At 43.0% G+C, this 24,953-nt stretch carries 23 protein-coding genes; 3 read left to right on the top strand and 20 right to left on the bottom strand.

The features are described from left to right. Positions 1-120: 120 nt before the first annotated feature. Complete coding sequence (locus MHI55_RS02415) at positions 121-771, top strand: amino acid ABC transporter permease (RefSeq protein ID WP_076253898.1); 651 nt, start codon at positions 121-123, stop codon at positions 769-771. Positions 772-1,274: 503 nt separating this feature from the next. Here the strand turns inward: MHI55_RS02415 and MHI55_RS02410 are convergent. The 17 genes from MHI55_RS02410 to MHI55_RS02330 all read right to left on the bottom strand — a co-directional run bounded on the left by MHI55_RS02410 (position 1,275) and on the right by MHI55_RS02330 (position 20,205). Beyond that, on the bottom strand, positions 1,275-2,612 hold the full coding sequence (locus MHI55_RS02410; protein ID WP_340390561.1) for an FAD-dependent oxidoreductase: 1,338 nt from the start codon (positions 2,610-2,612) through the stop codon (positions 1,275-1,277). A 58-nt stretch (positions 2,613-2,670) separates the two neighbouring features. Next, positions 2,671-3,525 (bottom strand): carbohydrate ABC transporter permease, encoded by an 855-nt coding sequence (locus MHI55_RS02405; protein WP_127548007.1) that lies wholly within the window; start codon positions 3,523-3,525, stop codon positions 2,671-2,673. Beyond that, complete coding sequence (locus tag MHI55_RS02400) at positions 3,509-4,423, bottom strand: sugar ABC transporter permease (RefSeq protein WP_340388629.1); 915 nt, start codon at positions 4,421-4,423, stop codon at positions 3,509-3,511. The genes MHI55_RS02405 and MHI55_RS02400 overlap by 17 nt, the downstream gene beginning before the upstream one ends. Positions 4,424-4,660: 237 nt before the next feature. Next, positions 4,661-5,371: a hypothetical protein gene (locus MHI55_RS02395; RefSeq protein WP_340388627.1), complete on the bottom strand. Its 711-nt coding sequence runs from the start codon at positions 5,369-5,371 to the stop codon at positions 4,661-4,663. Positions 5,372-5,401: 30 nt separating this feature from the next. Further along, complete coding sequence (locus tag MHI55_RS02390; protein ID WP_340388625.1) at positions 5,402-6,697, bottom strand: sugar ABC transporter substrate-binding protein; 1,296 nt, start codon at positions 6,695-6,697, stop codon at positions 5,402-5,404. A 103-nt stretch (positions 6,698-6,800) separates the two neighbouring features. Continuing rightward, the gene (locus MHI55_RS02385; RefSeq protein ID WP_340388623.1) at positions 6,801-7,568 is read right to left on the bottom strand and encodes a response regulator; all 768 of its coding nucleotides are present in this window, start codon (positions 7,566-7,568) and stop codon (positions 6,801-6,803) included. 5 nt (positions 7,569-7,573) lie between these two features. Further along, positions 7,574-9,397, bottom strand: coding sequence for a sensor histidine kinase (locus tag MHI55_RS02380; RefSeq protein ID WP_340388621.1), 1,824 nt, complete (start codon positions 9,395-9,397; stop codon positions 7,574-7,576). 242 nt (positions 9,398-9,639) lie between these two features. Then, on the bottom strand, positions 9,640-9,828 hold the full coding sequence (locus MHI55_RS02375; protein WP_282319606.1) for an aspartyl-phosphate phosphatase Spo0E family protein: 189 nt from the start codon (positions 9,826-9,828) through the stop codon (positions 9,640-9,642). Between the two features lie 251 nt (positions 9,829-10,079). Next, positions 10,080-10,481: a hypothetical protein gene (locus tag MHI55_RS02370; protein WP_340388619.1), complete on the bottom strand. Its 402-nt coding sequence runs from the start codon at positions 10,479-10,481 to the stop codon at positions 10,080-10,082. Positions 10,482-11,045: 564 nt separating this feature from the next. After that, positions 11,046-11,705 (bottom strand): hypothetical protein, encoded by a 660-nt coding sequence (locus MHI55_RS02365; RefSeq protein ID WP_143781312.1) that lies wholly within the window; start codon positions 11,703-11,705, stop codon positions 11,046-11,048. Between the two features lie 18 nt (positions 11,706-11,723). Continuing rightward, positions 11,724-12,140 (bottom strand): thioredoxin-like domain-containing protein, encoded by a 417-nt coding sequence (locus MHI55_RS02360; RefSeq protein ID WP_340388618.1) that lies wholly within the window; start codon positions 12,138-12,140, stop codon positions 11,724-11,726. After that, on the bottom strand, positions 12,130-13,932 hold the full coding sequence (locus MHI55_RS02355; protein WP_340388615.1) for an ABC transporter ATP-binding protein: 1,803 nt from the start codon (positions 13,930-13,932) through the stop codon (positions 12,130-12,132). Before MHI55_RS02355 ends, MHI55_RS02360 begins: the two co-directional genes overlap by 11 nt. Then, a complete protein-coding gene (locus MHI55_RS02350; RefSeq protein WP_340388613.1) occupies positions 13,929-14,393 on the bottom strand; it encodes a hypothetical protein in 465 nt (154 codons plus the stop codon). Before MHI55_RS02350 ends, MHI55_RS02355 begins: the two co-directional genes overlap by 4 nt. Next, positions 14,386-15,675: an extracellular solute-binding protein gene (locus tag MHI55_RS02345; RefSeq protein ID WP_340388611.1), complete on the bottom strand. Its 1,290-nt coding sequence runs from the start codon at positions 15,673-15,675 to the stop codon at positions 14,386-14,388. The genes MHI55_RS02350 and MHI55_RS02345 overlap by 8 nt, the downstream gene beginning before the upstream one ends. After that, positions 15,647-16,936, bottom strand: coding sequence for an extracellular solute-binding protein (locus MHI55_RS02340; protein WP_340388609.1), 1,290 nt, complete (start codon positions 16,934-16,936; stop codon positions 15,647-15,649). Before MHI55_RS02340 ends, MHI55_RS02345 begins: the two co-directional genes overlap by 29 nt. Before the next feature lie 275 nt (positions 16,937-17,211). Next, positions 17,212-18,561 (bottom strand): transcriptional regulator, encoded by a 1,350-nt coding sequence (locus MHI55_RS02335; protein ID WP_340388607.1) that lies wholly within the window; start codon positions 18,559-18,561, stop codon positions 17,212-17,214. 249 nt (positions 18,562-18,810) lie between these two features. Beyond that, the gene (locus MHI55_RS02330) at positions 18,811-20,205 is read right to left on the bottom strand and encodes a transcriptional regulator (protein ID WP_340388605.1); all 1,395 of its coding nucleotides are present in this window, start codon (positions 20,203-20,205) and stop codon (positions 18,811-18,813) included. Positions 20,206-20,469: 264 nt separating this feature from the next. On the opposite strand from MHI55_RS02330, the gene MHI55_RS02325 reads away from it, so the two are divergent. Continuing rightward, the gene (locus MHI55_RS02325; protein WP_340388603.1) at positions 20,470-21,594 is read left to right on the top strand and encodes an LLM class flavin-dependent oxidoreductase; all 1,125 of its coding nucleotides are present in this window, start codon (positions 20,470-20,472) and stop codon (positions 21,592-21,594) included. A gap of 100 nt (positions 21,595-21,694) precedes the next feature. Here the strand turns inward: MHI55_RS02325 and MHI55_RS02320 are convergent, their stop codons facing one another. Next, on the bottom strand, positions 21,695-22,273 hold the full coding sequence (locus tag MHI55_RS02320) for a TetR/AcrR family transcriptional regulator (protein WP_340388600.1): 579 nt from the start codon (positions 22,271-22,273) through the stop codon (positions 21,695-21,697). Between the two features lie 281 nt (positions 22,274-22,554). Between MHI55_RS02320 and MHI55_RS02315 the strand changes: the two genes are divergently transcribed. Then, positions 22,555-23,769 carry an MFS transporter gene (locus MHI55_RS02315; protein ID WP_340388598.1) on the top strand — a complete coding sequence of 405 codons (1,215 nt, stop codon included), beginning with the start codon at positions 22,555-22,557 and terminating at the stop codon, positions 23,767-23,769. A 111-nt stretch (positions 23,770-23,880) separates the two neighbouring features. Here the strand turns inward: MHI55_RS02315 and MHI55_RS02310 are convergent, their stop codons facing one another. Both MHI55_RS02310 and MHI55_RS02305 read right to left on the bottom strand, forming a co-directional pair. Next, entirely contained in the window at positions 23,881-24,291 is a 411-nt protein-coding gene (locus tag MHI55_RS02310; RefSeq protein ID WP_047840412.1) for a DUF2000 family protein, read from the bottom strand. After that, positions 24,288-24,851 (bottom strand): hypothetical protein, encoded by a 564-nt coding sequence (locus tag MHI55_RS02305; protein ID WP_340388596.1) that lies wholly within the window; start codon positions 24,849-24,851, stop codon positions 24,288-24,290. Before MHI55_RS02305 ends, MHI55_RS02310 begins: the two co-directional genes overlap by 4 nt. Between the last annotated feature and the right edge of the window lie 102 nt (positions 24,852-24,953).

Raw genomic sequence — 24,953 nt, 5'->3', positions numbered from 1 at the left:
ATGTCACAGTGCATATTGTAATTCACTGCTACGGTGCTTGAGTTGCTTTATACACAGTCCATGCTCCATCTATTGATCTTCAATATTCCATTCCTGCATACAGAAGGAGGCTAATAAAATATGGACTTTAGCGGGGCCTATGCGTGGCCCAACCTTCGTTTCCTGCTTCATGGATTCCTGATTACCCTGCAGGTAGCAGGGCTATCCATTATATTCAGCTTTGTGCTTGGCACTGTGCTGGGTACGATCCGGTTTACCCGTATCCCTGTTCTGTCACAGATCGTGGCGGTGATCGTGGATACGATCCGGAATCTGCCGCTGTTGCTCATCATTTTCTTCATCCACATGGTGCTTCCGCAGCTCGGGATTAAGATGTCCGTCTTCTGGTCCACAGTTGTTGGACTGAGTCTGTTCGAAGGCGCGATGATCGCCGAGATCGTCCGTAGCGGTCTGAAATCCGTTGAGCGCGGTCAGGTGGAAGCTGCCCGCTCCTCGGGCCTGAGCTACATGCAGACCCTCGGTGGAATCATCATGCCACAGGCGCTACGCCGCATGTCCCCGCCGATGGTCAGCCAATTCATCTCACTACTGAAGGATACTTCACTGGCGATCATCATCTCTCTGCCGGAACTGATGCACAACGTGCAGATCCTTGGCGGTCAAAGTTTTGATTACATTATCCCGGCCCTGCTGCTCGCAGCCGTATTGTATTTTGCCATCAACTACGCGCTATCCATTGTCGCAAGACGACTTGAGGCACGGATGAATTGATAATCGGAGAGAATAAGGCATGAAAGAATACGACACATGATGGAACATGAAGGAACCGAGACCCCGTGATTGATTAGATATGATTAGGCATGAAGGAAAGAACCAAATGGATGAAAAAAATGAAAGCGCCCCAAAGACTCTAAATCCACCCATGCAGTGGAATTGGAGTCTTTGGGGCTACAGTTATGCTCATCAATGTACAAGCTCCCCATCAATCTCTAACGAACTGAAGGAAGCTTATTTAGCTATTTTTGGGATAGTTTCTAATCTAACGAATCGTAGACGCTCTATTCTTCCGATTCCCCCCACTTTTACCCCCTATTTCAGAGTTTTGAGTAAAATAACTTCACTGAGATTCGTTACATTTTTCATTTCAGCTTATAGCCCCACATTAGTCGTCTCAGGTTCGTTAAAACTTAAGCCACCGCGAATTAAATAAACACCCACTCCCACTATAATGATTCGCCCGATTCGCCCATTTTAGCCCAGACTCAGCTCATCCGCTAGATCGCCGCTCCGTTGTGACGTAATTTCGCCTGTAACAGCTCGATCGGCAGTTTCACCGGGTCCAGCTTCATCTTCACTGTTAGTGCAGCCGCTGTCCCCGCGGCCTCCCCGGTAGCCATGCAGCTTGGAGTCAGCCTTGTCGTTGCATGCGCCTCATGTGTGGTAGAGATGCAGCGTCCTGCCGCCAGCAGATTGCGGATATTGCTAGAGATCAGACAGCGATACGGAATATCATACGCCCCATCCCCCTCTATAAAGGCAGCCACAACACCTTGACCCGAAGGGTCATGGATATCAATCGGATAACCACTTCTGGCAATCACATCGTCAAATTTCCGTCCTGCAACCACGTCCGCCTGAGTTAAGGCATAATGCCCAATGATTCGTCTGGATTCACGGATACCAATCTGCGGCGCTACTGCCGAGATCGAAGCCCGTTCAAATCCAGGCACATCACGCTGCAAAAACTCAGCGATCATCAGCACCTGCTTCCGGCCTTCCTGTTCCGCAGAGGTCAGATCCTCGGCATCCGTCGCATCGAGCCCCTGCACTCGGGTACAATTAATCAGCACTTCATCTTCTGCCGGTCCGGTAAAAAACAATACCTGGTCGCGATTAATCGGCACACCTGCTTTTTTCCACTGGGAGTAGAAACCACTCACCCCGGTTAACGGAATGCTGTCCAGTTCAGCAAAAGGAGTTTTCACATAGAAGTCCTCCGGGTGCTCCAGCATGTATTGTTTCACTCGTCCAAGATCGACACCACGCATGCGGAATTTCATGGTCATTGGCTGTGACTGATGGTCGCCGTCTCGTCCTTTTGCCACAGAAGCACCCGCAAGATAAGCCAGATCCGCATCACCGCTTGCATCCACAAATACATTCGCCTGGAACTCCTTTCTTCCAGATTTGTTGGTCACTCGCACCGCTTCCACCCGATCCTCTACAACGACCACCTCGTCCACAAAGCTGTGCAATAACAGCCGGACACCAGCCTCCTGCAACATCTCTGCCGCAACCACCTGAAAGATGGCTGGACGGTACGGCGTGACGGTATGCACAAATCCAACCGTATCGCGCAGATGCCCCGGGGAGCCGCCACGTACCTGCAAACGATCTACAATCTCCTGCGCAATACCTTTAATGACCTGCTCACCGCGCTCCGTATGGAAAGTCATCCAAGGATAAACCATAGCGGCGGTTGACATCCCGCCCACGAATCCATATCGCTCCACCAGCACTGTTCGTATCCCCTGCCGTCCAGCCGCAATGGCTGCCGCTATACCCGCAGGGCCCCCTCCCACAATAACGACATCTGCTTCTTCCTTTTTCATGCTCATCCGTTCACGCAAATGTTGTCCCTCCTTCGTTCTATTGCACGTATTACACGGTTTACTCTTTCAGTCCCGTCATGGCAACCCCCTCAATGAAGCGCCGTTGTGCCAGGAAAAAAACAATTAACAGTGGCAAGGTTGCCATGACGGTGGCGCTCATCAGATATTGCCAGGCTGTACCCACTTCATCTGTAAACAGGGATAATCCAAGCGGAAGCGTCATTAGATCACGCGAGTTAATGAAGATCAACGGATCAAAAAACTCATTCCAGATCGTCACAAACGTGAAGATCGTCAGCGTAGCCATACCCGGCTTGGCAATGGGCAGCATAATTCGCGCATATATCCGGAATCGGTTGCAGCCGTCCATCATCGCCGCTTCCTCCAGCTCCGTTGGCACCGTAATGAAGAACTGCCGCATCACAAAGATGCCAAACACACCACCCGCGCCAAAGATCGGCAATAATATCAGCGGAAGGTGGGTATCAATCCACCCCAGCTGCCGCATGAACAGAAACATCGGAATCGCCGTCACCTCATGGGGAATCATCATCGCACTCAGCAGGATGAGAAATACCACATTACGTCCTTTAAACGGAATTTTGGCGAATGCGTAACCGGCGAGGGAAGCAAAAAATACTGTTCCTAGCACAACCAACGCAGAAATGTAGATACTGTTCCAATAAAAACGGTGAAACGGAATCAATCGAAAGACATCGATGTAGTTCTGAAATCGGAATGGTTCCGGTATCCACTGTGGTGGATAGGTGAATATGCTCTGGGGTTCCTTGAATGATGTCGATATCATCCAGATAAATGGCACAATCATAATGAGGGAAATCAGGGTCAGCAACAAATACGTCCCCAGAGTACTTCCTATCTTCCGCCCCGAAGGACTAGGCATCGCCTTCATTGAATACCCACCTCTTTCGGAGCTGCCATTGCAGCAGCGTCAGAATTAGCACGATAAAGAACAGTACATATGCGAGAGCAGAAGCATAGCCAAACTGAAATAATTTGAATGCTTTTTCCCAGATATAATAAACCAATACCTTGGTGCTGTTACTCGGCCCGCCCTGTGTCATCACATAGATCTGCCCGAATACTTTGAGTGAACCAATCACGGTCATGACTACGGTCAAAAACACGGTTGGCGTGATCATGGGCAGCGTGACGTGAAAGAAGGTTCCCCTTTTGCCCGCCCCGTCTAATGTTGCTGCTTCGTGCAGTGAACGCGGTACCTGCTGAATCGCTGCAATGAACAGCACCATATTCAGACCGACATTTTTCAGCACACTTGTCACGATAACCGCTGGCATTGCCAGATCCTGATTGTAAAGCCAGGCCGGACCTTTGATGCCCAGCATCAACAGAAGCTGATTAATCAATCCAGACTCTGTCGCATACATCAGCTTCCACACGATGGCCCATACGATCAACGAGGTCATAACCGGAACAAAGATCGCTGTTCGGAAAATTCCGATGCCCCGCAGATTTCTGGACAGCAACAACGCGAGCAGCAGGGCGAGCACAATATTAAGCGGCACCAGCCCCGCTGTGAAATAAACCGTATTGGCGAGCACTTTCCAGAACATGGCGTCTGTCATAATATTCCGGTAATTATCCAATCCAATAAAATGATGATCCCCCAGCAGTGGCCAATCGGTCAGGCTCATGTATAACGCGAGACCCATGGGAAATAACAGCAGCAGGGTAAACCCAAGCACCATCGGCGATACAAACAGCCAACCTGCGATCTGGGCCTCTCTGGCGAGCGGCCCCCCTCTTTTGCGCTTGCGTGAATGGGTCAATCAGGCCTCCCCCTTTTAATCCAATTTCCTCCGAAGCTGAACTCTGCGACGATTCTATATAAGGTGAACTATACATTTACACAAGAACGTAGAGGACAGAAAAAACCTGAAGAAGCGAAGTGGTCGCCTTTATCCCCGGATTTCCCCTTTATATATGGGATTCAAAAAAAATCTGGGGATAACAGCGATCGGAAGGTTGTTCTGGCATCGGAGTGGCAAGTGTAAATATTCTTTAGTTCAACTTATATAGTCCGAACGGTTCAGACTGTCCACCGCATTGCGGAACCCGTTCACAGCCCTTCGCAGCTGTTCCTCCGTGTTGCCTGTCACGACCGCCCCAAGCATGATCGCTTTTACCCCGGTATCGCGCAGCACCCGAACATCCTCCGGCACCAGCTTTCGCTGGGAAGGAACCAATACCGGTATCTGGGCTTGCAAGACCAGACGGCGATACTTAAGTACATCCGCGAAGTTTAGCGGTGCACCATATTCTTTTCCAGGCACAATGGATGCCTCCAGAGCGGTGAAGCCGAAGTGCGCTGCCGGTGTTACGAGGGAAGCATCATATTCTTCATTGATCGCAAACGTTGGGTCAAGCCCCAAGTCACTCAGCATGAAAGATGGCAAGTGATGTGCATAGATGGAATAGAAGTCAAAACCCAGCCCGGAAAGCCTCTCCACATCCTCTCGCCTTGCTCCATCAATACTGCCAGAAGGTACGATTCCAAGTGGACCACCAAACTCACTGCGGATCGCCCGAAACACCTCGGCGTACATGTCCAATGGACCAAAATGATTCCCGCTGGCGCGATGACCGACATTATAATGCACCTTCAGTGCATCAGCGCCCTCTTCCATAGCTGCCCGAGCCAAAGCAATATCATTCTCAGGCAGGCTGACCACCAGCGACAGCGGTTTCCGTTCAAGTAATTCTTTGAATTTGCTCATCGTTCTCACCTCCGGTTTCAATCAAATTATTTAGGGTTGCAACACGCTTTGGATCTCTTCCTGCATTTGTTTCAGGTTATCCTCAGCTGTCGCTGTCTTTGCAAACAGTCGGTCAAATCCCTGCAATACCGCATTGTCGATATCCTGCCAACGGATATGACCGGGAATTAAGCGCGCTTTTGGCATTTCATCAATGACCGCCTGCACGATATGCTCTTTGCTCGGATTATTTAGCTGAAGAATGAATGCATCTGAGTTCAGAACAGAGGTACGCGGAGGAACAAAGTAGGTGGCTGTCGCCTGAATCCCCTGCTCACTGGCAAAATACTTCAACAGTTTCTTCGTTTCCTCTGGATGTTTACTGTCGTTGAACATGGCATATCCGGCCTGCCCCAGCATCGGCACACTGCCTTGAGAACCGGAAGGCATAGGAGCGATGCTCCATTCAAAATCCGTAATTTCTCTTGCTTTGGAAACATAGCTGTAATTATCAAAGAACATGCCCACATTGCCCGTTTCAAAGCTGACCTGTTCGCCTGCCTTCGGGTGTGATTCATCGGTGAACATCATGCGTTCCAGCAATTCAAAGGTCTGTACGCCATAGGCATCGTTCCAGGTGAACGTTGTCATGCCTTCGTCGAATGGACCGCTTCCATTGGACCAGGAGTAGGAGGAAAGCACCGCCCAGGTCTTCCAGTCGCGAAAAAAGTTGGCACCATAGACTCGGTTGGTCGCATCCTTACTGGTAATGGCTTTGGCGGACTCTTCGAACTGTTCCCATGTCCATTTTCCTTGGGTGGCAAGTATGTTTGGATCAGTCAGACCGGCTTGGTCAAACAGCGTTTTATTGTAAAACATGACCACCGGAGGTGTAGAGAAAGGTAGCCCTAGCAGTTGATCGCCATCACGGAACAAATCCAATGTACTTGGAATATAATCATCCAGCTTAAACTGTGCATCATCTTTAAACTCAGATACATCGGCCAGAATGTGGTTGGACTTGAATTGTGGTATCATTCGCTCCGATACCCAGGCGAGATCGGGAAGAGAGCCTCCGGCAGCAAGCACCGAGATTTTTTGCTGGTATTCTGCGAAAGGTACGGATTCCATCGTTACTTTGATGCCTGGATTTTCCTTTGTAAAGTCATCAATCAACTTGTTGTACACATCCATATGTGCCTGATTGCCCCACATCATGAACTTCAGCTCGACCTCTCCATTCTCTCCGCTTGCACTCCCAGATTCACTGCCGGAATTGGAGCTTGTGCACGCGATTGAAGCCATCATCATGAATATAAACACCAGTATCAGTCCTGCTTTTTTCATGGAAATCCCCCTTATGGACGTCGTGGTATACATGTGCAACCAAAGTATAACGAAAGCATCGTTCCCCCTTAAATCACGTCAACTACAGAAATGGTATGGTTTTTCAAGAGATACTGAATCGGTCTCGATATTCTCCTGCGGTCCATCCCACCTGCTGCTTGAACACCAGCATGAAGTGTTTGGGGCTCTGATGCCCGGATAACCGTGCCACATCATAGATTTTGAGACCCGTATTGATCAGCAACCACTTGGCCCGCTCCATACGTGCCTCCGTGATGTATTCGGAATAATTGATGCCTATTTCGTTCTTGAACAATTGGCTTAAATAAGTAGGGTTCAAGTTAACAAGATCGGCTATCGTCTGAAGTCGCAGATCTCCATCGGGATGTTGCTTGATGTGCTCCTTCACATCTCGGATAATCTTCCGTGTATCTCCACCAGCGTGTTCTGTTTTGCCAGATGGCTCAGGGATAGAAAGAGTTGTAATACCGTATCTGCGATCCAGCAGCAATTGAATCTTTTGTATGCATAATGCCAGTTCATAACGATCGATTGGTTTCAACAGGTAGTTCAACACCCCGAACTCCATCGCTTTGCGTGCATATTCAAACTCACCGTAGCCGCTAATGATGAGCATTAGCAATTCAGGGTACATGTCTCTGGCTTTGCTTACCAAAGTTAGTCCGTCCATTTCACGCATGCGGATATCCGTGATTAACACATCCGGCACCTCACATCTCAGAAAATCCAGCGCCTCGGTACCGCTCGATGCTTCGCCCGTTACCTGAAACTGAGAAGACACTTGTACGATCAGTTCCCTCAGTCCCTGACGGATGACCGTCTCATCCTCTACAAGCAATACTTTATACATGCGCTTCAATCCCCTTTCGGTAGAAGTTGAATGGATATCGTGACCACCAGGCCCTGCCCGGGACTCCCATCAATGCTTAGGCTGCCGCCTTCTCCATACATGAGGCGAAGCCTCTGAGCGATATTGTTAAGCCCCAGACTGTCCCCGGCATGGCAACGTAATGCCTCATTGGAAGGCTGTTTTGATATGGATTCATTTAACTCGTCAATCTTTGCCTGAGCCATGCCCTTACCGTTGTCTCGTACACTAATCAGTAGCTCATGGTCGAATTTCAAGGCAGATACCCAGATTACTCCTCCATTTTCCTGCCCTTCAATGCCATGGTAGACTGCATTTTCCACCAGCGGTTGCAGAACCAGCTTAGGAATCAAATACTCCGTTATTGCTTCTTCGATGTCATAGATAATCTCTAACTTGCCGTCGTAACGTACCTGCTGAATGCGTACATAGGATTGTACAAAAGCCAGTTCTTCTCCAAGTGGAACCATCCGGTCCACCTTATCAATCGTATAACGCAGCAGCTTGCCAAGTGCCGTCACCATGTCCGACACCTCCGCATGCTTCTGGCGAATGGCCATCATGTTAATGGACTCCAGCGTGTTGTATATAAAATGGGGATTCATCTGGCTTTGCAACGCTGACAACTCTGCCTCCCGCTCTTGAATGCCCAGCAGAAACACCTCATTGAACAGTCGATGAATCTCTTCCATCATTCGGTTAAAGCCCCGGCTAATCTGTCCGAATTCATCACTGCTGAAGTGTGCTACCCGCTGGCTAAAATCTCCCTGCTCCACCCGAATCATGTGGTGCTTCAGTCGAATCAGCGGCCGGGTGATACGATAGGATAACAGAACCGCCAGAATCGCTATACCCGCCATACATAACACTGCGAACCATATTGTAAAGGTGAGCATCTCACCTGACTCCTTTTGAATCACAGCAATAGGTGTAAGACTGATCACCGAAAGCCCGGAATAGCTGGAATGATGTTGTACATAGAGATAGGGCTGCCCATCCAGAACAACTTTTTGGTTTCCTGCATAGCTTTGAAGCTGTCCCTGCATTAGCAACTGGTCGTACGCAGACATTCCTCCGGTCGAGGTCCGTTCGAACAGAAGACGCTGTTTGCTGTCTACAATCATCAGGCTTGCATCTTGCTCATAATTCAGATTGGATAACAGTTGACCAAAGGCCTCCAGACGGATGTCAATCAGAATGTACCCCAATCGCTGGAGCGTACCCGGATCTCGAAGCACTCTGCCCACCGATATATACGATTCTTGCTGACCACCCGTGTAATAGCCGGGGTCATGCGGAGGAAGCAGGCGCCATGTCCCTTCCGAGTCTTCAAGTTCTGCAAACCAGTCATCCTGCCTGCTGTCCCATACCGGCTTGACCGCCAGCGAATCGAGATTGGAGAACAAAATGCCGCTGTTGCTAATCAGATGAATTCCCCGAATCTCGGGCCGGTCATAAGCTTGACCCGATGTGTAAAGCTTCATTTTCAGATAATCCTCAGACCTCGCCCATGTACCCGAACCCATTGAAGCATTGTATTTGCCCAGAATGCCAAGCACCATCTGATCGTAAAGCGGCAAGAGCGACAACCGCTCAAAGTCCTTCAGCAATCGATTCAGATTGGCGTTAATCTGGCGAACCATATCAATGGTGAACTGTTCGGTCTTGCGATCCATCGTCTGCGAGAAATGCTTGTAGTTCATCAATCCCTGCAAACTTAGCGGCAGCAACGTCAGCGCCAGGAACAACAGGAGCAACTTGGTGCGCAGGTTTACGTTTTTTCCGAAAAAAATGCGTACCTTGTCCATCATTTCCGTTCATCCCTCCCTCTCCCGATCATTGTATGAGCCCCCTTCACAGATCAATCTGGATATAACTGGGGTCATCATATCCAGTTTTAATGATCATCCGCTATCCTGCCAATCCTGGAATTGGTACGGAATTTCAAGTTATCCGCATAGGTTTCAGGGTGAACGCCAAAAAGCCGACTGTATCGCTACAGTCGACTACGCTATTTCTATAGAACACTAATTAGACAAAAAAACCGACTGCATTATGCAATCGGTTGTCTGTTCCTGAGATGGCTTTTATATTTGAATCGATTATATTCATTAATAAGCTCGTCCAGTACCATGGACTGTCGGAGGACTTTGTTGTCCTGCATGCCATGATTCTCCGCCAAACGACTTAACTCATGCCTATTTCGTTCGATTTTATCTTTGATCTGCTTCGGTTCACTCATAGCATGCACCCCCCTCTTTGTATAACATTTTAGGATACATTGCCAAAAAATTCATATTTTATTCCTTTGCAGAACTAATTGATTGTTTGCAAAGGTGGTTTTCATAAAACAAGCTTGTTACATTAACCCTTTAAAAATCGCTATAACTACAATATGTAGATATGTACTTCTTCATTCGCCTACATATCGAGTTTATGGGGGATCAGTTGCTTAACGATCAGTTTATTACATATTTTCTGTAGAAATAATCATTATCGTGCAACAGAAATTATACTTGACTGTTCACCTAATAATTGAAAATCAATATATTCTCTCAACTCGTATATGATTGTATATCTGTCTTTCTTCATTGAAGGTTCGCGAATCAAAATAAAAGAATCCTTCATGAGTCTTAAGGACGGAATATCGATTACTGGAGCATGCAAAACTCTTACACTCCATTTCTTAAACTTAACCTTATACAACCATTCTGGGCCATTAAATATAATCACCCAGTCCAAAGGCAACGAAGCAATGTGGTCTTCAATCTTAATAAGGTCCGCTGTATTTAGGAATAGTAAACCATTTAATTTTTGATCAAACACGCTGTTCTCTACTTGCTCAAAACTCTTTTTAAAAAAAGAATACTTTTTGTGTCTACTGATCAAAATCATATAATAATTGATCGCGCACAATAAAATCACTATAAGAAAAATCAACACTGTACTACCCCTCCTTTCTAACTTCTTGAAATTGACGTATGTTTTCTAACACTAATGTTACCAACAGAACGATGGAAAAAACTAGAAAAGAACGGAACCAATCAACCACATAAACTTTGTGAATAAAAGAACTTAAAGTAACAATCAAGATAAAAATTATATTCCTCTGTATTGGAAAACTACTGAGTAGATGATTCTTTCCATAACAGGAACATTCCTTTGAAAAGCCATCTTTTCTGATAGTCAATATGGTAAGAACAATTAAAAAAGAAATCCCAAGGCACTCTTTAAAAACTTCTATTTTAATTGGTAATAAAAAGAGAATAGAGAGTGCGAACTCCGCACTCAAAATCAGAATGGGTAATAGTCGAAAATTGCTTAATTTCATTATCTTGTATCCGCGTACTTCATATTTAAAATTTCCGAAAGATATGACCTTGGCTACAAAAGAGGAAAAGAAAATAAAAGAAAGTATGACATCTAGGATAAATCTAAACATTGTAAGATTCCCCCTTCTTAACAAGAAATATCAACGAGATCGATATTAATGGGGTAACTTGATTTCAGTTCACCATCCACAATACATTCAATAAAAATATTATCATCTTTCTCCATTAAAATTTTAAAATCAAAATATTGGTCTACACCTGGAACCATGTTTCGTTCCCTATAATTCCTGTGTATATGCATAGTGGTTCCTAAAATCTCGTGAGCGGAATTGATAATTCTTAGCTCGGTCTGCACAGTATTAAACTCAGGGAGACCTGCGATCTTTATGAGGCATGAGAATTTGATGATAAATGGATAAGTAGGAACCTCAATCCTGTTTATAATCCCCCCCAGAACAAATTTATTATTATTTATATGTATCTTGTCACAAATAAGCATATTAACCCACAAATTAATTCCTCCTAGCAAAAAAGAGGGTGAATGTATATCCCCCTCTTTTAAAAATCTCAGATTAATTGCAGCAGCCCGCTTTAATAGTGCAAATTGATTCTGTAGTTGTACCATTGCTTTGTTTGCAGAATTGTTTCTTGTCTGCATACAATGTTTTGGTATAAATGGTAGAACCAGATTGACAACTTCCTGTAGTACAATAGGTTTGCAGATCAACCAGACCCGCAGCCGTTCCGCTAGAACATCCACATGCCATTGTTTTTCACCTCCTTTCATGAGACACATATATTACTTCTAGGTTATGGATCTATAAATCCGAAGAACATCTTCAGTGTTGTAGACTACAGTAGAAGAGTGAATCGTTCTGTTAGCATCGGCGATCATCATGTAAGGCTGCATTGTAACATCAAAGTGTTTATGCATTTCCAACTTCTCCATCTCTACTACTGGGAAGGTCCACTGAAAATAATCAACCATTTCCTTGTGATCTTCTTGTGAACCCGAAGAGATTAAAACGATATCGATAGCAGGATATTTTTCTTTAATTTCGTTGAGGCAAGGAATCAGATCTATACAGTAAACACAATGAAGGGTTATAAAAAAATATGCAGTTAACTTTTGTGGAGCAATTTTAAACTCTGATCCATCCCAATTAAAAAAAAATTCATCCTGCAAATGATCCCTAAGTTTTTTATGAGTATCAGACCGCATAATTTGGTTTCACCTCATCTTCATACCATTCTTTTTGTGTTTTCCACATCATGTAATATGATTTCTTCAGCAGCATTAACTCCTCATGAGTTCCGAACTCCGTGACTTTTCCCTTCTCCATAAGCACAATTTTGTCGGCGTGTTTGGCTATCCCCACTCTGTGAGATATAATAATGGAGGTAGTTGATTTACAAAGTTCTAGAATATCTTTGAATATTAAATATTCTGTCATTGGGTCCAATGATGCTGTTGGTTCATCAAAAATAATGAGATCGGCATTTTCTTTTGCATAAAACCTAGATAGGGCTACTCGTTGCCACTGACCACCTGATAGATTAATTGCATCTGAATCCATGTAACCTAGTTTAGTATCCAGCCCGTTTGTGAATTTGTCGTAAATACCTAATCTCTTAAAAATTGCTATCATCTTTTGGTCGTTATTATTCATATTTTGAATATCACCCATTCCAGCGTTTTCTCTTAATGTCATGTGATACTTCATAAAATCCTGAAATACAACAACCGTGCGTTGCCTGTAATCATCCATATCCAATTCACTAATTGGAATACCATCGTAGAAAACTTGTTGCCGATTAGCTTCATATAATCCCAACAGCAGTTTAATAAATGTTGACTTACCAGAACCGTTCTCTCCAAGAATGGCTATTGTTTCTCCTCTTTTTATCTCAATACTAAGATTATCTACTGCATTTATGGTGCTATTTGGATAACAAAATGAGATATTCCTTACAGATATGCTGTCCTGAAAAACAAAGGGCTTACCTTCATTATTCTCATCAGAAATTAGTTCTGCTTTGGCTTGTTCCTTACCCACCTCTTCTGCACGATTCATATAACGATAATTCTCTATCAAACGAGAAGCATCTTGCATTAACAGGGAGATATTCATGATCGTAACAGACACTGCCATCGTTACGGCTACGTAGTCACCAATAGTCATTGTACTGTTTCTAATTTGTGAGGCGACCATAAACATAATCAATGCTGTGCTAACCACAGTAACCATCTCGCTGCGTAGATTTGTAGTAACATTTAACTTTTCTAGCGATACCTTTTGTTTATCTATATACTCCTTTTCTTCTTTCCACTTCGTTTTCAAAAAGGAGTAACTATTATATGCAGAGATTTCTTTCTGGGCTTCTGCACCCGTAATCAAATTAAAATAATATTGATACTTTACTGAACCAGACTCTATTTTTTCGTTTAATGTAGTTCTTTTATTCACACTTTTGTAGTAAAGCAACCCTTTAATTACACCAACACTTACCGCAATTAGAGCAAATATAGTTAACGTAGATCCAAGAAAGTGCAAGCCTAGCACTAAGGTAATAATTCTTAGCAAGAGTTGGTTGCAAAGAAGGAACATTTCATATGTTCTGCCTGATGCAAATCTTAGAAAAGAAAAATTTGCATTAAATGCTGGGTTTTCCTTGCTGGTTAAGTCCATCTTAGATATTTTATGAATTAACGTCTCATCAGTATGATTACTGTATTCTATCTGTAGCTTACTATTTCTAGAAGAGGATATTGCTTGTAAATATAGATTTAATAACTGTATCCCCAACAGAATGAGAATGTTAACAACGAAATAAGAGTTATTTTTTTCAAATATTTGATCCACTACTTGTTTTGAAATCAATATGCTTAAATATGATTCGAAAGCTCCATATAAAATAATGGCTATAATTATTATGGAGGAAACGGGATCAAAACGAATCAGCTTCATGAAGGCCTTAAGTGTTACAATTGTAATTTCCCAAAATGATTTCATAATTTATTGTTGGTTGATACCCGCAAGAGCGGTGACAAGAGATTTCCAATATGCTCTTCGTGATTGCAGACACCGGCAGTGACAACCTGTCCAATCTTGTTTACTACGAGTTGAAAGGGAGCAACTTTCACAAAGAGTTCTTTTTCTATTTTGGCTAAATCACAGTAGTAATATCGAACCTTTTTTTCATTAAAATATTCTTCGTCTGCCCGTGTTGGACCCTCATAAAAAATTGCATAGTCAAAATCAGGATAATTCTCTATCGTTTTTTTTATAGGGTTAATATCACAAGCTTCGCAACCACCACTTAAAAAAAAGAGAGCACTACCCTGACGGGATTTATAAATCCAAGACAAGTCCACTGGAACTTCATTCTGAAAAAGCTGAATTTGCTTAGGGACGTAATCTCCAACTTCATAAGAGGTAGTTGAACTTTTCAGGAACCTTCTGTGATCACTCATTCTTTAACCTCTCCTCACGATAAATATTACTCCCCTGAGTAACGATTTCTTCATAAACCTGATCTGCACTTTTTGCATCAGCCACACCGGATTCTAAAACTGATTTCAGCATTTCGCTAAATTTCCCTTGGAATTCCTGGGAGAGGTCATCGTAATAGCCTCTTCTTGTATCAACTCTTTTATTGATTAAATTGCTGATATCAATCCCGCCATAACTTCCTATCCTAGATTTGAGGGTTGATGTGTTCCCTATGAAATCTTGCGATTGAAGATGCTCCACAGAATCCTCACTCATTAAGTAACTGATAATCTTCCATACATCTTCTTTGTTTGCTGATTCTTTGTTTATGGAAAGCACCTGATTAAATTGCAAACCTGAGCTCATATCAGCATTCAGCGGATCACTCGGATAACTTATAAGCCCCCATGAAAAATCACCTTTTTGTTGTATTTTTGAAATAGTACTGATATTGGAAGATAACATAGCTGATTCACCTTCTAAAAATTCTTCTCCAGTACTCTCAATTAAACTCCCTTGCTTCATCAAATTAATCACTAGCTCAATCATCGGTAGCCAATCTTTCTTAGTAAAGATAAGTTCTTTTTTTTGATCGTCCAGTAACCGAATTTTATTTGTTCCAATAATTGTCATAATTATATGTTGAGGAGCGGCCTCTCCGCCTTCAAATCCGAATCTGTCATCATCTGCAAATCGGTTGGAAAGGGACAAAAGCTCTTCCCAACTCATTTGGTCTGTTGGATAGTCTATTTGTACAGAATCAAATAAATCCTTGTTGTAAAAAATACCTGAAACGACAACTTGAGGAGAAAGACCCATAAGATCTCCTGATTCGTTAGAGAATACCTCCTTCATTTGATCGTAATAATCATCAATTTTTATATTTTTGGAATCTTGCACATAAGGACTCATGCTCTCTATACGATCCGAATCACGTAAATCTCGGAACGTTGGCAGATAAGAAATAATAAGGTCGGGATGACTATTTTCAAAAAAGCTTTCGTCTTCATATAAGTTATCATTGTTAGATGAAACAACGTTAAAGGTTAAACCCGGAAACTTACTCATGATATGATTTCCGTAGTATTGATAAAATGTCTCCTCGCTCTGAGGAGTAAGGACAGTGAGTTCCTTATTCATTACGGGTTCACTTTTTTTATCGACAGACTCACCAAGTAAATCACAACCCGTCAGTATGCTGAGCATTAGTCCCATCCATAACACAGCAAATATATTACTTTTGTTCTGTTGTATATAGTACATGTCTTAATTCCTCCTGCATTTTATCAATAATCGAATTCAGAGAATCTGGGTTTACAATTGCCCTTTGTATGCCATCGTTCATAACCTGATCTGTCTTTTGCTTTAATTCCCTATTTAAAGATACTCTTTCCATAAGTATATTGACTGCTGGATTCAACACATAAAAGACATCTTGATCTGTTTCTGGCTTCAGTTTTCTTATAGGAGTGGTGAATTTATCAATGTTTGAATTAAAGCGCATTTCTGCAGTTCTTTTATTGTTCAGTTGCTTCCAAACTTCAGAAGATGTAGCATAGTCTTGAGAGTTGGTGCTTATTCCGCTCATGATTGGATATGTTATGGTGGTACTGACATCTGAATTCTCCGTACCCACGGGTTCGGTTACAACACCCCAATTCAACTCCGGATTCATACTCTGGATTTGCTTCATAAAATAAGGCGTTTCTAAAATCATCGCGACTTTTCCTTGACTGAATAAGTCAATTGGGATACCTCCGTTGTCATCCATTCCCCCGCTTGAATATGCAGCGACTACATCAGCAATCAAGCCTTTCCAAGAATCCGTTCCAAAATGGACTTCTTGCCGTGAAGCATCATACCACCTACGTTTATCTGCCTTGCCCATTTCGATTAAAAGATCAGCATAATCATAATAGGGAGTATAAAGACCTTTGAGGTCAGAGTTACCAGAGAAACGCTGGGCCAATAACAACAACTCACGCCAGGTCATTCTGTCTGACGGTTCAGCTATCCCATTTTTTTCAAATAAATCCTTGTTATAAAATAAAGCCTGTGCCGTCATGGATTGAGGAAAAGCATATATTTTCCCGCCTCCGATTTCGTTAAGTAGTGCGAGTAAATTGTCATCTATTCCTGCAGTGAATTCTTCCTCTGTAAGAAAGACGTTGAGTTCCTTCAACAAATTCTCATTTTGTAACTCTGGAAAAGCCTCGGACGGAAAAAACAAAATATCTGGATTCTCCGTTTTAATAATGTCTATGTATTTTTTGATATCCCAATCACGGTCTCCAGCGGGAACATATTTCATAGCATCCCAAATTCCTTCTCCCATGGTACTCTTGTATTCTATTACTTCGATGTTGGTATTGCTAAATTGCTCATCAATTACACTCCCATAGTCTCGTTTAAAATCAACATAAGAACTATACATAATTTTAATCGTTTTATTTTCTGTTCTTTCCTTGTTGCTACAAGATGTTGTTATAAGAACAATTGCTATTAGCAAAATAATTTTTTTCATTAAATTTATCCTCCTACTGTTTCTCAGGAAATACCAAAACAATGATCTATTCCCAACCCTAGACATTTGTTTTTTCGATAATAATGGTTGATAAAACAGAAAATACATATTTTATTTAATAACTTAAATAATAACCTTTTATAGAAATATACTCCTTTTTGCGCAATTTCGAAAAATCAATTTTTCGGAAAACTAATTTAAGTTTTTGAATTGATTCTCTATATAGCAAGCAAAACACAATTTGTTGTTGTTACCCAAAAATACACATAAGGATTTTATTGTAATATGTGTTTGTATTTTTTTCTTATTTCTGCAGAAGCAAACGTTCTGTACTCACCAAACAAACTCACACATTTAATTAAAACCGAGTCATTATTGATAAATTTCGAGATTTCTATACTTCTTATTAATGAAATCATACCCGAATTATAATTGCTCCTACTTAAATGATATACGGCCAGTTCATAGAAAAAACCAACCAGAATAGTACCCCAACTTAGTTTAGAATAATTACGATTCGAATCTATATTAAGAGATTCGAATCGATCCTTATATTTCCTAAGCACAAAATTAATATCAAATTTGAATCGGTTTGCAGCCTGAAATATATTAAATAAGGCAATTACAAGTTCTTCCTCATCACCTTCAACATACTCTATGTAATTCTGCAGACCTTTGTTTTGCCCCATCTTTAACTTGAGTAAATACGTATTTAATTCACTCCATTTTTTGAATTTATCTATAAATAAGATATCTTCCTCTGTTGGATAAGGCACCGCCAATTGATAATAATTACGTGTACACTGCAAAGCTTCTTTATATTTTCCAATTCTAGAATAACATGAAGCTCTCATAAGCAATGAATATCCTATATATACATATATAGGATATTTGCAAATTCTTTTACCATCAATTTCACCTTGATTTTTATAGCTTTTCATTACTTTAGATAATTTTTCCAATTTCAGAGTTAACGGGTACAACCTATCAAAATCATGCAAAGCCGAATATAACTCCCCTAAATCTTTGAGTGCATCAAGCTTATACTCTTCCTCCAATCGATCAACAAAGGGTTCAAATCGAGCAGCAGCACGCTCAGAGGCTTTCTGATCACTGCAGCAGCTGAGCAAAAACATACGATACTGACATAAAGCCAAGCGTTCAGAGTGCTGATATTTCTCACCATCTGCAACATATCCGTATAAAACGAAAGCCGCTGACTTCATGTCTTTGTTATACATATTTTCAGCTACTTTAAACAATTTAGAAGTATATGTACGATCTTCAGTCACTTCTATAACTACTTTCTTTATACAATCAAGTTTATTTAGTTCCGCACAACGATAAAGGAAGGGTTCCAAACGTCTCCAATCTGGTGCTGTTTTCACTAGAAACTCTACAGCATACATTTCATAAAAATATCCCTTTTCGAGCCCCATACCAGCAGTAATCTGATCCAATTGATTCATTGCAATAGGTCTGGTTCCATTAATAATGGCACTTATCGTGCCAACATTAACACTGCAAACATTAGCGAACTGCTGAAGCTTATAACCCTGTTGTTCTATGTAATCTTCTATATGTGAGCTTATCGTAGGTGTAAGGATCACTTCTTTTACCCCCATATTTGTATATATGTATCTTCATAATTCAATAAATGTAATTTTAATCCTCTATTTAACAATCGTCAAACATTAAATACAAAAAAATGTTCTATTTCCAGATAAGGAAATAGAACATTGGATAATAACAATATATGTCGAAGTTCGTTTATTCATATAAAATCTTTTTAATATCCACCCGTACCGTGACTAAAAAAAGAATTTAATATAGATTCCACACCGCTATTAATCCCAGAGAACAACAGACATGAACTACAAAGCATTACTACTAACATTGCTTTTTTTAGCATATCGACCATAGACCTCCTTGATAATACTTTTGTACTTTAACATTACTGATTCGGTCGCTTGCGCTCTGTACTCTTCAAATAAACCCACACAATATATTATTGTAGAATCATCTTTGATTTTATGAGCAGATGTTAAACAAGTTAATAGACTTCTAAATCCTTCTTCATATCGTTCCTTAGACAACTGATAAAAAGCTAATTCCGCCCAAAATTTAGTGTACCTATCATCCTTAATTTGAGTAATATAGCTACTTTCGTCATAATGATCCTCAAATAACATATTAATATATAGATTGAATCTTCTAAGAGCGTGGTCTACATTCAGATTGTATAAATTGGCAGCTTCCATAATCTTAACTAACCCAAGTAAGGTTTCATTATCGTTATCTTCAATAAAATCTAAATAAGTATTTAGTGCGTCGTAATCACCCAGCATCAATTTATAGAGATAGGTATTAACTTCAGCCCAACCTTGAAACCGCTTAATAAATATAAGATCCTCTGAAGTAGGTTTTTCAATTTCAAAATTCGTATATTGAGCGGTCTGATCCAAGGCCTTTTGGTAATCCCTACGCTCACCCCACACATTAGACATCAATAAATAAGCATAAGATTTATAGGTGAATAAAGGATGTTTGGAAGTCCTCTGTTGATCCAAACCCCTTTTCTTTTTTTTGTATTGTTCTAAAAATTCTACTCGTTGTTCCAGTTCACCGGCTAATTGAAATACCTTATCCCAATAACACAACCCACTATATGTATTAGCCAGCTCCCTAATCGCATCCAGCTGCCTCTCCTCATCCAGCCGATTAATATATGGTTCAAAATGTACGGCTGCACGAAGATTCTCATGCTGGTCCTGACCGAGAGATAACGTGAAGATGCGATACTGGCACAGAGCCAGACGTTCCGAGTGTTGATATTTCTCACACTCTGCCACACATTCGTACAACATCCGTGCAGCCTTCGTCTGTCCACGTTCAAGCATGCCTTCCGCCATCTCAAACAACTCCGAGATATACGAGCGATCATCCGTCACTTCCTGGATAACCTTATGAATACATTCCAGCTTGTCCAATTCAGCACAGCGTTGCAGGAATGGTTCCAGTCTCCTCCAATGAGGTGCCGATTCCACGAAACATTCAGCCCCATAAATCTCGTAGAAATACCCCTCTTCCAGCTTCATGCCTTGGGTAATCAGATCCAGTTGCGCCATAGCGATGGGCCGAGTCCCCTTAATAATTGCGCTAAGCGTTCCAGCGTTAACTCCCGATATATCGGCAAAATACTGCAGGGTGTACCCCTGTTTCCTGATGTAGTCCTCAATATATGAGCGTATCGTAGTTGTAGGTTCCATGTATCCCACCTCCACAATGAAAATCCATAATTTTGAATTTATATGATAAGCACAATTTTAATCCTAAATTTTACAGCGGTCAATAAAAATCGTGGCAATTCCCTTCACATTTATGCAAGGAGGCCTCGCTGTTCCTGCTTATAGAAAAAATCCATTAGAAGAATCCGTGAGAACGTGATACATTTAATTCAACTTAGATATCCTACTATTTCAATAGGATTATACGACGCAGATACTATCAATTCAGTTCGAGGAGAAGGTCAGATGAAATTTGCCTTGTTTAGTCTCATGATGAATCTGCCTAATGCCGTAACCGGGGAAGCTCTGACAACTCAGCAGAAATTCCACAATATATTAGAGCAAGCGAAGCTGGCTGAACGACTGGGATTCGATGCCTATGGGATCGGTGAACGACACGGTGCGCCTTTTCTATCTTCCTCGCCACCTGTCGTATTAACCGCAATAGCCGCAGCAACCACACGCATTCGGTTACTAACCACCGTCACTGTTCTTAGTATACTTGATCCAGTCCGGGTTGCCGAGGATTATGCCACGTTGGATCAATTATCGGGCGGACGGCTGGAGATGATCATCGGGAAAGGCAATGACCCTCGGCACTATCCGCTGTTTGGCATACGCGAAGAGGAACAATGGGACTCACTCGATGAACGCTACCATCTGCTAAGACGGCTGTGGTCTGAAGAGAATGTAACCTGGCAGGGAACGTATCGCCCTCCGCTTGAGGGAGTGACCACGTGGCCCAGGCCGCTTCAGCAATCCATCCCAATCTGGCATGGTAGCGCGTCGAGCACAGTCTCGACCGAACTCGCTGCCAAATATGGCGAGCCGCTCTTTACGTCGAATTCTTTTCACCCGCAAGCCAAATACAAAGCGTTAATTGATCATTATCGGGAACGCCTCGATTATTATGGTCATGATCCGCAGCAAGCAGTGATTGGCTCTGGTGCCGGCAGTCTCTATCTTGCGGATACGGGCGAAGAAGCCATTCGTCGTTATAAGCCATATTATGAAGCGTTCCATGCCACCGCCGCCGCACAGCATAACCAGTCGCCCTTCACCGATCTGGAGGATAACATTGCACGAGGCCCTGTGTTAATCGGCAGTCCGGAGCAGGTCATTGAGAAAATTCTGGACTACCATGCCGCTTACGGACATCAGGTGCTGAGTATCAGCGTAGATGGACTGACGCATAGCGAGCAGTTGGAGCAAGTGGAGCGTTTTGCCAAGGAAGTTGCCCCTGTATTACGCCGCGAACTGCCCAGTTCGGTATGGAATGAACCCCCGGTGTTAACCCAGCACTCATCCTTCCTTTCCTCTAATGTTACAGATTCATGGCCCACAGCCATCTCACCTATATTCCAGGTCTAACAATCTACCTCGGATAATATACATGTGCTCCTTCCAGGGTGATTCCTACGAATCGCCCTCTTCCCTCTTCCTCCCACTTGTATCGCGGCTATCCCTATATCTACTTGGACTGAATGCCTTCCAACAATGAACGGAGCATCAGATCTACAAACGCATCATCCATCGCTTCCCCCGTCACTAACATGCGATAGAACACCGGCCCATAGATCAGATCAATGTATAATCCAATGTCCGTCCCTGCCTTCAATTCGCCGCGCTCCACACCCTTCTCCAGAATTCCCCGAGCTTCACGTCGACGTGGTTGGATGTATCTTGTACGGTATTCTTCGGCAAGCCCTTCATCCGACTGCCCTTCTCCAATAATCTGTGTAATCACTTTTCCTTCCCGACTGGTCAAAAAACGAACCAGATTACTCGCATGTATGCGTATATCCTCCAATACCGACCCTGTATCCGGCACTGGCAATCTTGCCGTTGCAGCAGACATATATCCGTCCATGATGACAGCGCCTTTATTCGGCCACCATTTGTAGATAGTGGCTTTGCTCACCTGTGCACGTTCAGCAATCTTCTCGATTGTAACCGCCCCGAATCCGTGCTCCAACAACAACGCATACGATGCTGTAAGAATGGCATTCTGGGTTTCCATGTTACGCGGACGTCCTCTTTTGGCAGTCATCTTGAACCCTCCTGGATGTACAAAATATATTTAATCATCAGTATTTTTCATAAAAACGATACGTTCATTATACTAAACTGCCATGAGTACACACAATTCCATCCTACGCTCACCTTTTCATCCTCATTAACTTTCTCATTAAAATATGTAGAGCCTATTTACAATACTATACGTTTAGTTTATTATATATTTATAATTAGTGAACACATCGTTTAGTAATTAACGTTTTTAAATATCACCTGTTTATTGGGAATACCAATTTAGAACTGTGGAGGATGATTATGATGGATATGAGACAACAAGTGAAGAAGGCACCTGTACCCACCTGGATTATTTTTTTGCTGGCATCAGCTTGTGGATTGATCGTGGCAAATTTGTATTATGCTCAGACCGTTATCGGTCCGATCAGCATGACAACGGGTCTGTCTTCTGCCGCTGCCGGATTGATCGTAACGTTGACTCAGATTGGTTATGTCATTGGTTTGCTGTTTATCGTGCCGCTCAGTGACATTACCGAGAATCGACGCTTGGTCGTTCTTTTCCTCATCGTACTGGTTGTTGCCCTGATTGCTGCGGCTTTCTCGCCCACTGCCGTTGTATTTCTGACTGCCTCTCTGTTCATTGGTATAGGTTCTGTGGTCGCTCAAATTCTGGTGCCCTATGCGACATATCTTACTTCCGAGGAACAACGCGGACGGGTTGTTGGCAATGTAATGAGTGGTCTGTTGCTGGGCATCATGCTGGCTCGTCCTGTCGCAAGCTTTATCACCAGCCTCTTCGGATGGCAGACGGTCTTTGTATTCTCCGCCATTGTCATAACACTTCTCATGTTGCTCCTATCACGCGCTCTTCCTGCTCGCCAGCCTGAACCCACCTTGAAATACGGGCAATTAATCGTGTCCTTGGGCACACTGTTCAGAACGATGCCGCTGCTGCGCCGCCGAGCGTTCTATCAGGCCAGCCTGTTTGGTGCTTTCAGCTTGTTCTGGACTACCGTTCCGCTCAGGCTCGCTAACGATTTTGACATGTCACAGCAAGGCATTGCCTGGTTCGCACTGGCTGGTGTCGGAGGTGCTATTGCCGCTCCTATTGCCGGGAGACTTGCTGATCGCGGACTAACACGTATTCTGACGGGTGCTGCCATGGTGATCGCTGTTGCTTCGTTCGGTCTTGCTTATGTGTTCCAGAGCCACTCCACATTTGCATTGATCCTGCTTGTGATCGTGGCGATCACACTGGATATGGCTGTCTCTGGAAATCTGGTGCTGGGTCAACGCATCATCTATTCGTTAGGAAGTGAAGCAAGAGGACGTGTGAATGGCATATTCATGTCGATCTTTTTTGTCGGCGGTGCGATAGGTTCATCCCTTGGAAGCTGGTCTTATGCTAACGGAGGCTGGAGTCTCACAACGCTGATTGGCCTGATTATGCCGCTGCTCGCTTTGGTGTATTACTTTACGGAAAAGAAAGCTGCCGTTGTCAGCAAACATCTATAAGTGCGTGTTCAAAAAGGTCGGTTTTCAGTACCGAGAACAACCTCTATAACAATTCTTTCATATATAAAGAAGGGCAGAGTGATCTCTAAGATCCGCTTCTGCCCTTTTCCCTTATTTCATGACACTGAATTTTTTGGTCGCTGCCCTAACTTGATCATCCTCGCCCCATACAATGACACCTACCACTTTGGTAGCTTCCAATTCCATCGAAGCAATCTCAACTGCATATTGTTCAAAGGCATTGTTGAGCGATTGACCTGTCTGTGAAAAAACAACATGGCTCAATCCTCCACTGTCGTCTGAGCAGAGTTTGGCCAGATTGATCAGTTGATTCTCCCCGGCCTTCAGAATGACAGTGCTATATCGGATGCCCGCATGCTGAACGCCGCTATGATCCAGCACAGGTTGATCAGAATATAACCCCGGCTCATTCAGGGCTGCTTGTCCCATTAACAGGGCAGCCACATTGGCGGCGGCGCCAGGTTCCAAATTTTTATCCAGTATAATAGCAATTCTTTTCATATGAATGTATTCACCCTCTGTGTATTTTGTGTAAAACATACCCATGGCATATTGATTCCCTCACGCAATACTTTATAGGTCACAAGCCCGTAATGATCAGCGCATAGCTGATTCGTGAGCGCAATGGACTTCTCCATGTTGTGCATGACCTTCCTGCAAGCTTCAGGGTTGGACGATACGGTGCTGTTCTCTCTATAGGTTGTATCAAGTTCAGATAACAAGTATGTGGTTGCTGGATGATGATAGATAATATCGATCTGATCGGGACATACCGCATGGAAGCCGGATAGAACCAGCGCAGGAATTTTCTCCACAAAGCTCTCAGACACCGCTAGTTCAGAATCCATGATAAAGCTGTTGAGCTTGGGATACGCCCCGGGGACCAGTAAGCAGGATATGATCCCTGATCTCAAGTCTTCCGCAGCCGCTTCAAATTCAGGGTATGGCTTGATACGTTCCGAGTTGCCTAGCTTCTTCGCGATATGCATGCTGCAAGTCAGGAATCCTTCATCGTCTCCCAGTGTTCCCAGTATGGCATATTTCTCTTTAACGATCTCCATTTATTTCTATTTCCTCCTTTTTATTTCTAATCCGCTAAAGATCGTATACCAAAAATTTCCTATTGTCAATTAACACTTTAACGCAACATAAATATGTATTTT

It is taken from the genome of Paenibacillus sp. FSL E2-0151 (assembly GCF_037993015.1).
Classification (GTDB): Bacteria; Bacillota; Bacilli; order Paenibacillales; family Paenibacillaceae; genus Paenibacillus; species Paenibacillus amylolyticus.
This window is presented reverse-complemented; position numbering and strand designations above follow the sequence as displayed.

Excerpts from the sequence above, each read along its gene's own strand:
- MHI55_RS02380 (WP_340388621.1), bottom strand. The coding sequence starts at position 9,397 with ATGATGGACAAGGTACGCATTTTTTTCGGAAAAAACGTAAACCTGCGC.
- MHI55_RS02370 (WP_340388619.1), bottom strand. The coding sequence starts at position 10,481 with ATGATTTTGATCAGTAGACACAAAAAGTATTCTTTTTTTAAAAAGAGT.
- MHI55_RS02345 (WP_340388611.1), bottom strand. The coding sequence starts at position 15,675 with ATGTACTATATACAACAGAACAAAAGTAATATATTTGCTGTGTTATGG.
- MHI55_RS02355 (WP_340388615.1), bottom strand. The coding sequence starts at position 13,932 with ATGAAATCATTTTGGGAAATTACAATTGTAACACTTAAGGCCTTCATG.
- MHI55_RS02315 (WP_340388598.1), top strand. The coding sequence starts at position 22,555 with ATGATGGATATGAGACAACAAGTGAAGAAGGCACCTGTACCCACCTGG.
- MHI55_RS02310 (WP_047840412.1), bottom strand. The coding sequence starts at position 24,291 with ATGAAAAGAATTGCTATTATACTGGATAAAAATTTGGAACCTGGCGCC.
- MHI55_RS02405 (WP_127548007.1), bottom strand. The coding sequence starts at position 3,525 with ATGAAGGCGATGCCTAGTCCTTCGGGGCGGAAGATAGGAAGTACTCTG.
- MHI55_RS02350 (WP_340388613.1), bottom strand. The coding sequence starts at position 14,393 with ATGAGTGATCACAGAAGGTTCCTGAAAAGTTCAACTACCTCTTATGAA.
- MHI55_RS02340 (WP_340388609.1), bottom strand. The coding sequence starts at position 16,936 with ATGAAAAAAATTATTTTGCTAATAGCAATTGTTCTTATAACAACATCT.
- MHI55_RS02305 (WP_340388596.1), bottom strand. The coding sequence starts at position 24,851 with ATGGAGATCGTTAAAGAGAAATATGCCATACTGGGAACACTGGGAGAC.
- MHI55_RS02365 (WP_143781312.1), bottom strand. The coding sequence starts at position 11,705 with ATGAAAGGAGGTGAAAAACAATGGCATGTGGATGTTCTAGCGGAACGG.
- MHI55_RS02360 (WP_340388618.1), bottom strand. The coding sequence starts at position 12,140 with ATGCGGTCTGATACTCATAAAAAACTTAGGGATCATTTGCAGGATGAA.
- MHI55_RS02410 (WP_340390561.1), bottom strand. The coding sequence starts at position 2,612 with ATGAAAAAGGAAGAAGCAGATGTCGTTATTGTGGGAGGGGGCCCTGCG.
- MHI55_RS02330 (WP_340388605.1), bottom strand. The coding sequence starts at position 20,205 with ATGGAACCTACAACTACGATACGCTCATATATTGAGGACTACATCAGG.
- MHI55_RS02335 (WP_340388607.1), bottom strand. The coding sequence starts at position 18,561 with ATGGGGGTAAAAGAAGTGATCCTTACACCTACGATAAGCTCACATATA.
- MHI55_RS02320 (WP_340388600.1), bottom strand. The coding sequence starts at position 22,273 with ATGACTGCCAAAAGAGGACGTCCGCGTAACATGGAAACCCAGAATGCC.
- MHI55_RS02395 (WP_340388627.1), bottom strand. The coding sequence starts at position 5,371 with ATGAGCAAATTCAAAGAATTACTTGAACGGAAACCGCTGTCGCTGGTG.
- MHI55_RS02390 (WP_340388625.1), bottom strand. The coding sequence starts at position 6,697 with ATGAAAAAAGCAGGACTGATACTGGTGTTTATATTCATGATGATGGCT.
- MHI55_RS02375 (WP_282319606.1), bottom strand. The coding sequence starts at position 9,828 with ATGAGTGAACCGAAGCAGATCAAAGATAAAATCGAACGAAATAGGCAT.
- MHI55_RS02385 (WP_340388623.1), bottom strand. The coding sequence starts at position 7,568 with ATGTATAAAGTATTGCTTGTAGAGGATGAGACGGTCATCCGTCAGGGA.
- MHI55_RS02325 (WP_340388603.1), top strand. The coding sequence starts at position 20,470 with ATGAAATTTGCCTTGTTTAGTCTCATGATGAATCTGCCTAATGCCGTA.
- MHI55_RS02415 (WP_076253898.1), top strand. The coding sequence starts at position 121 with ATGGACTTTAGCGGGGCCTATGCGTGGCCCAACCTTCGTTTCCTGCTT.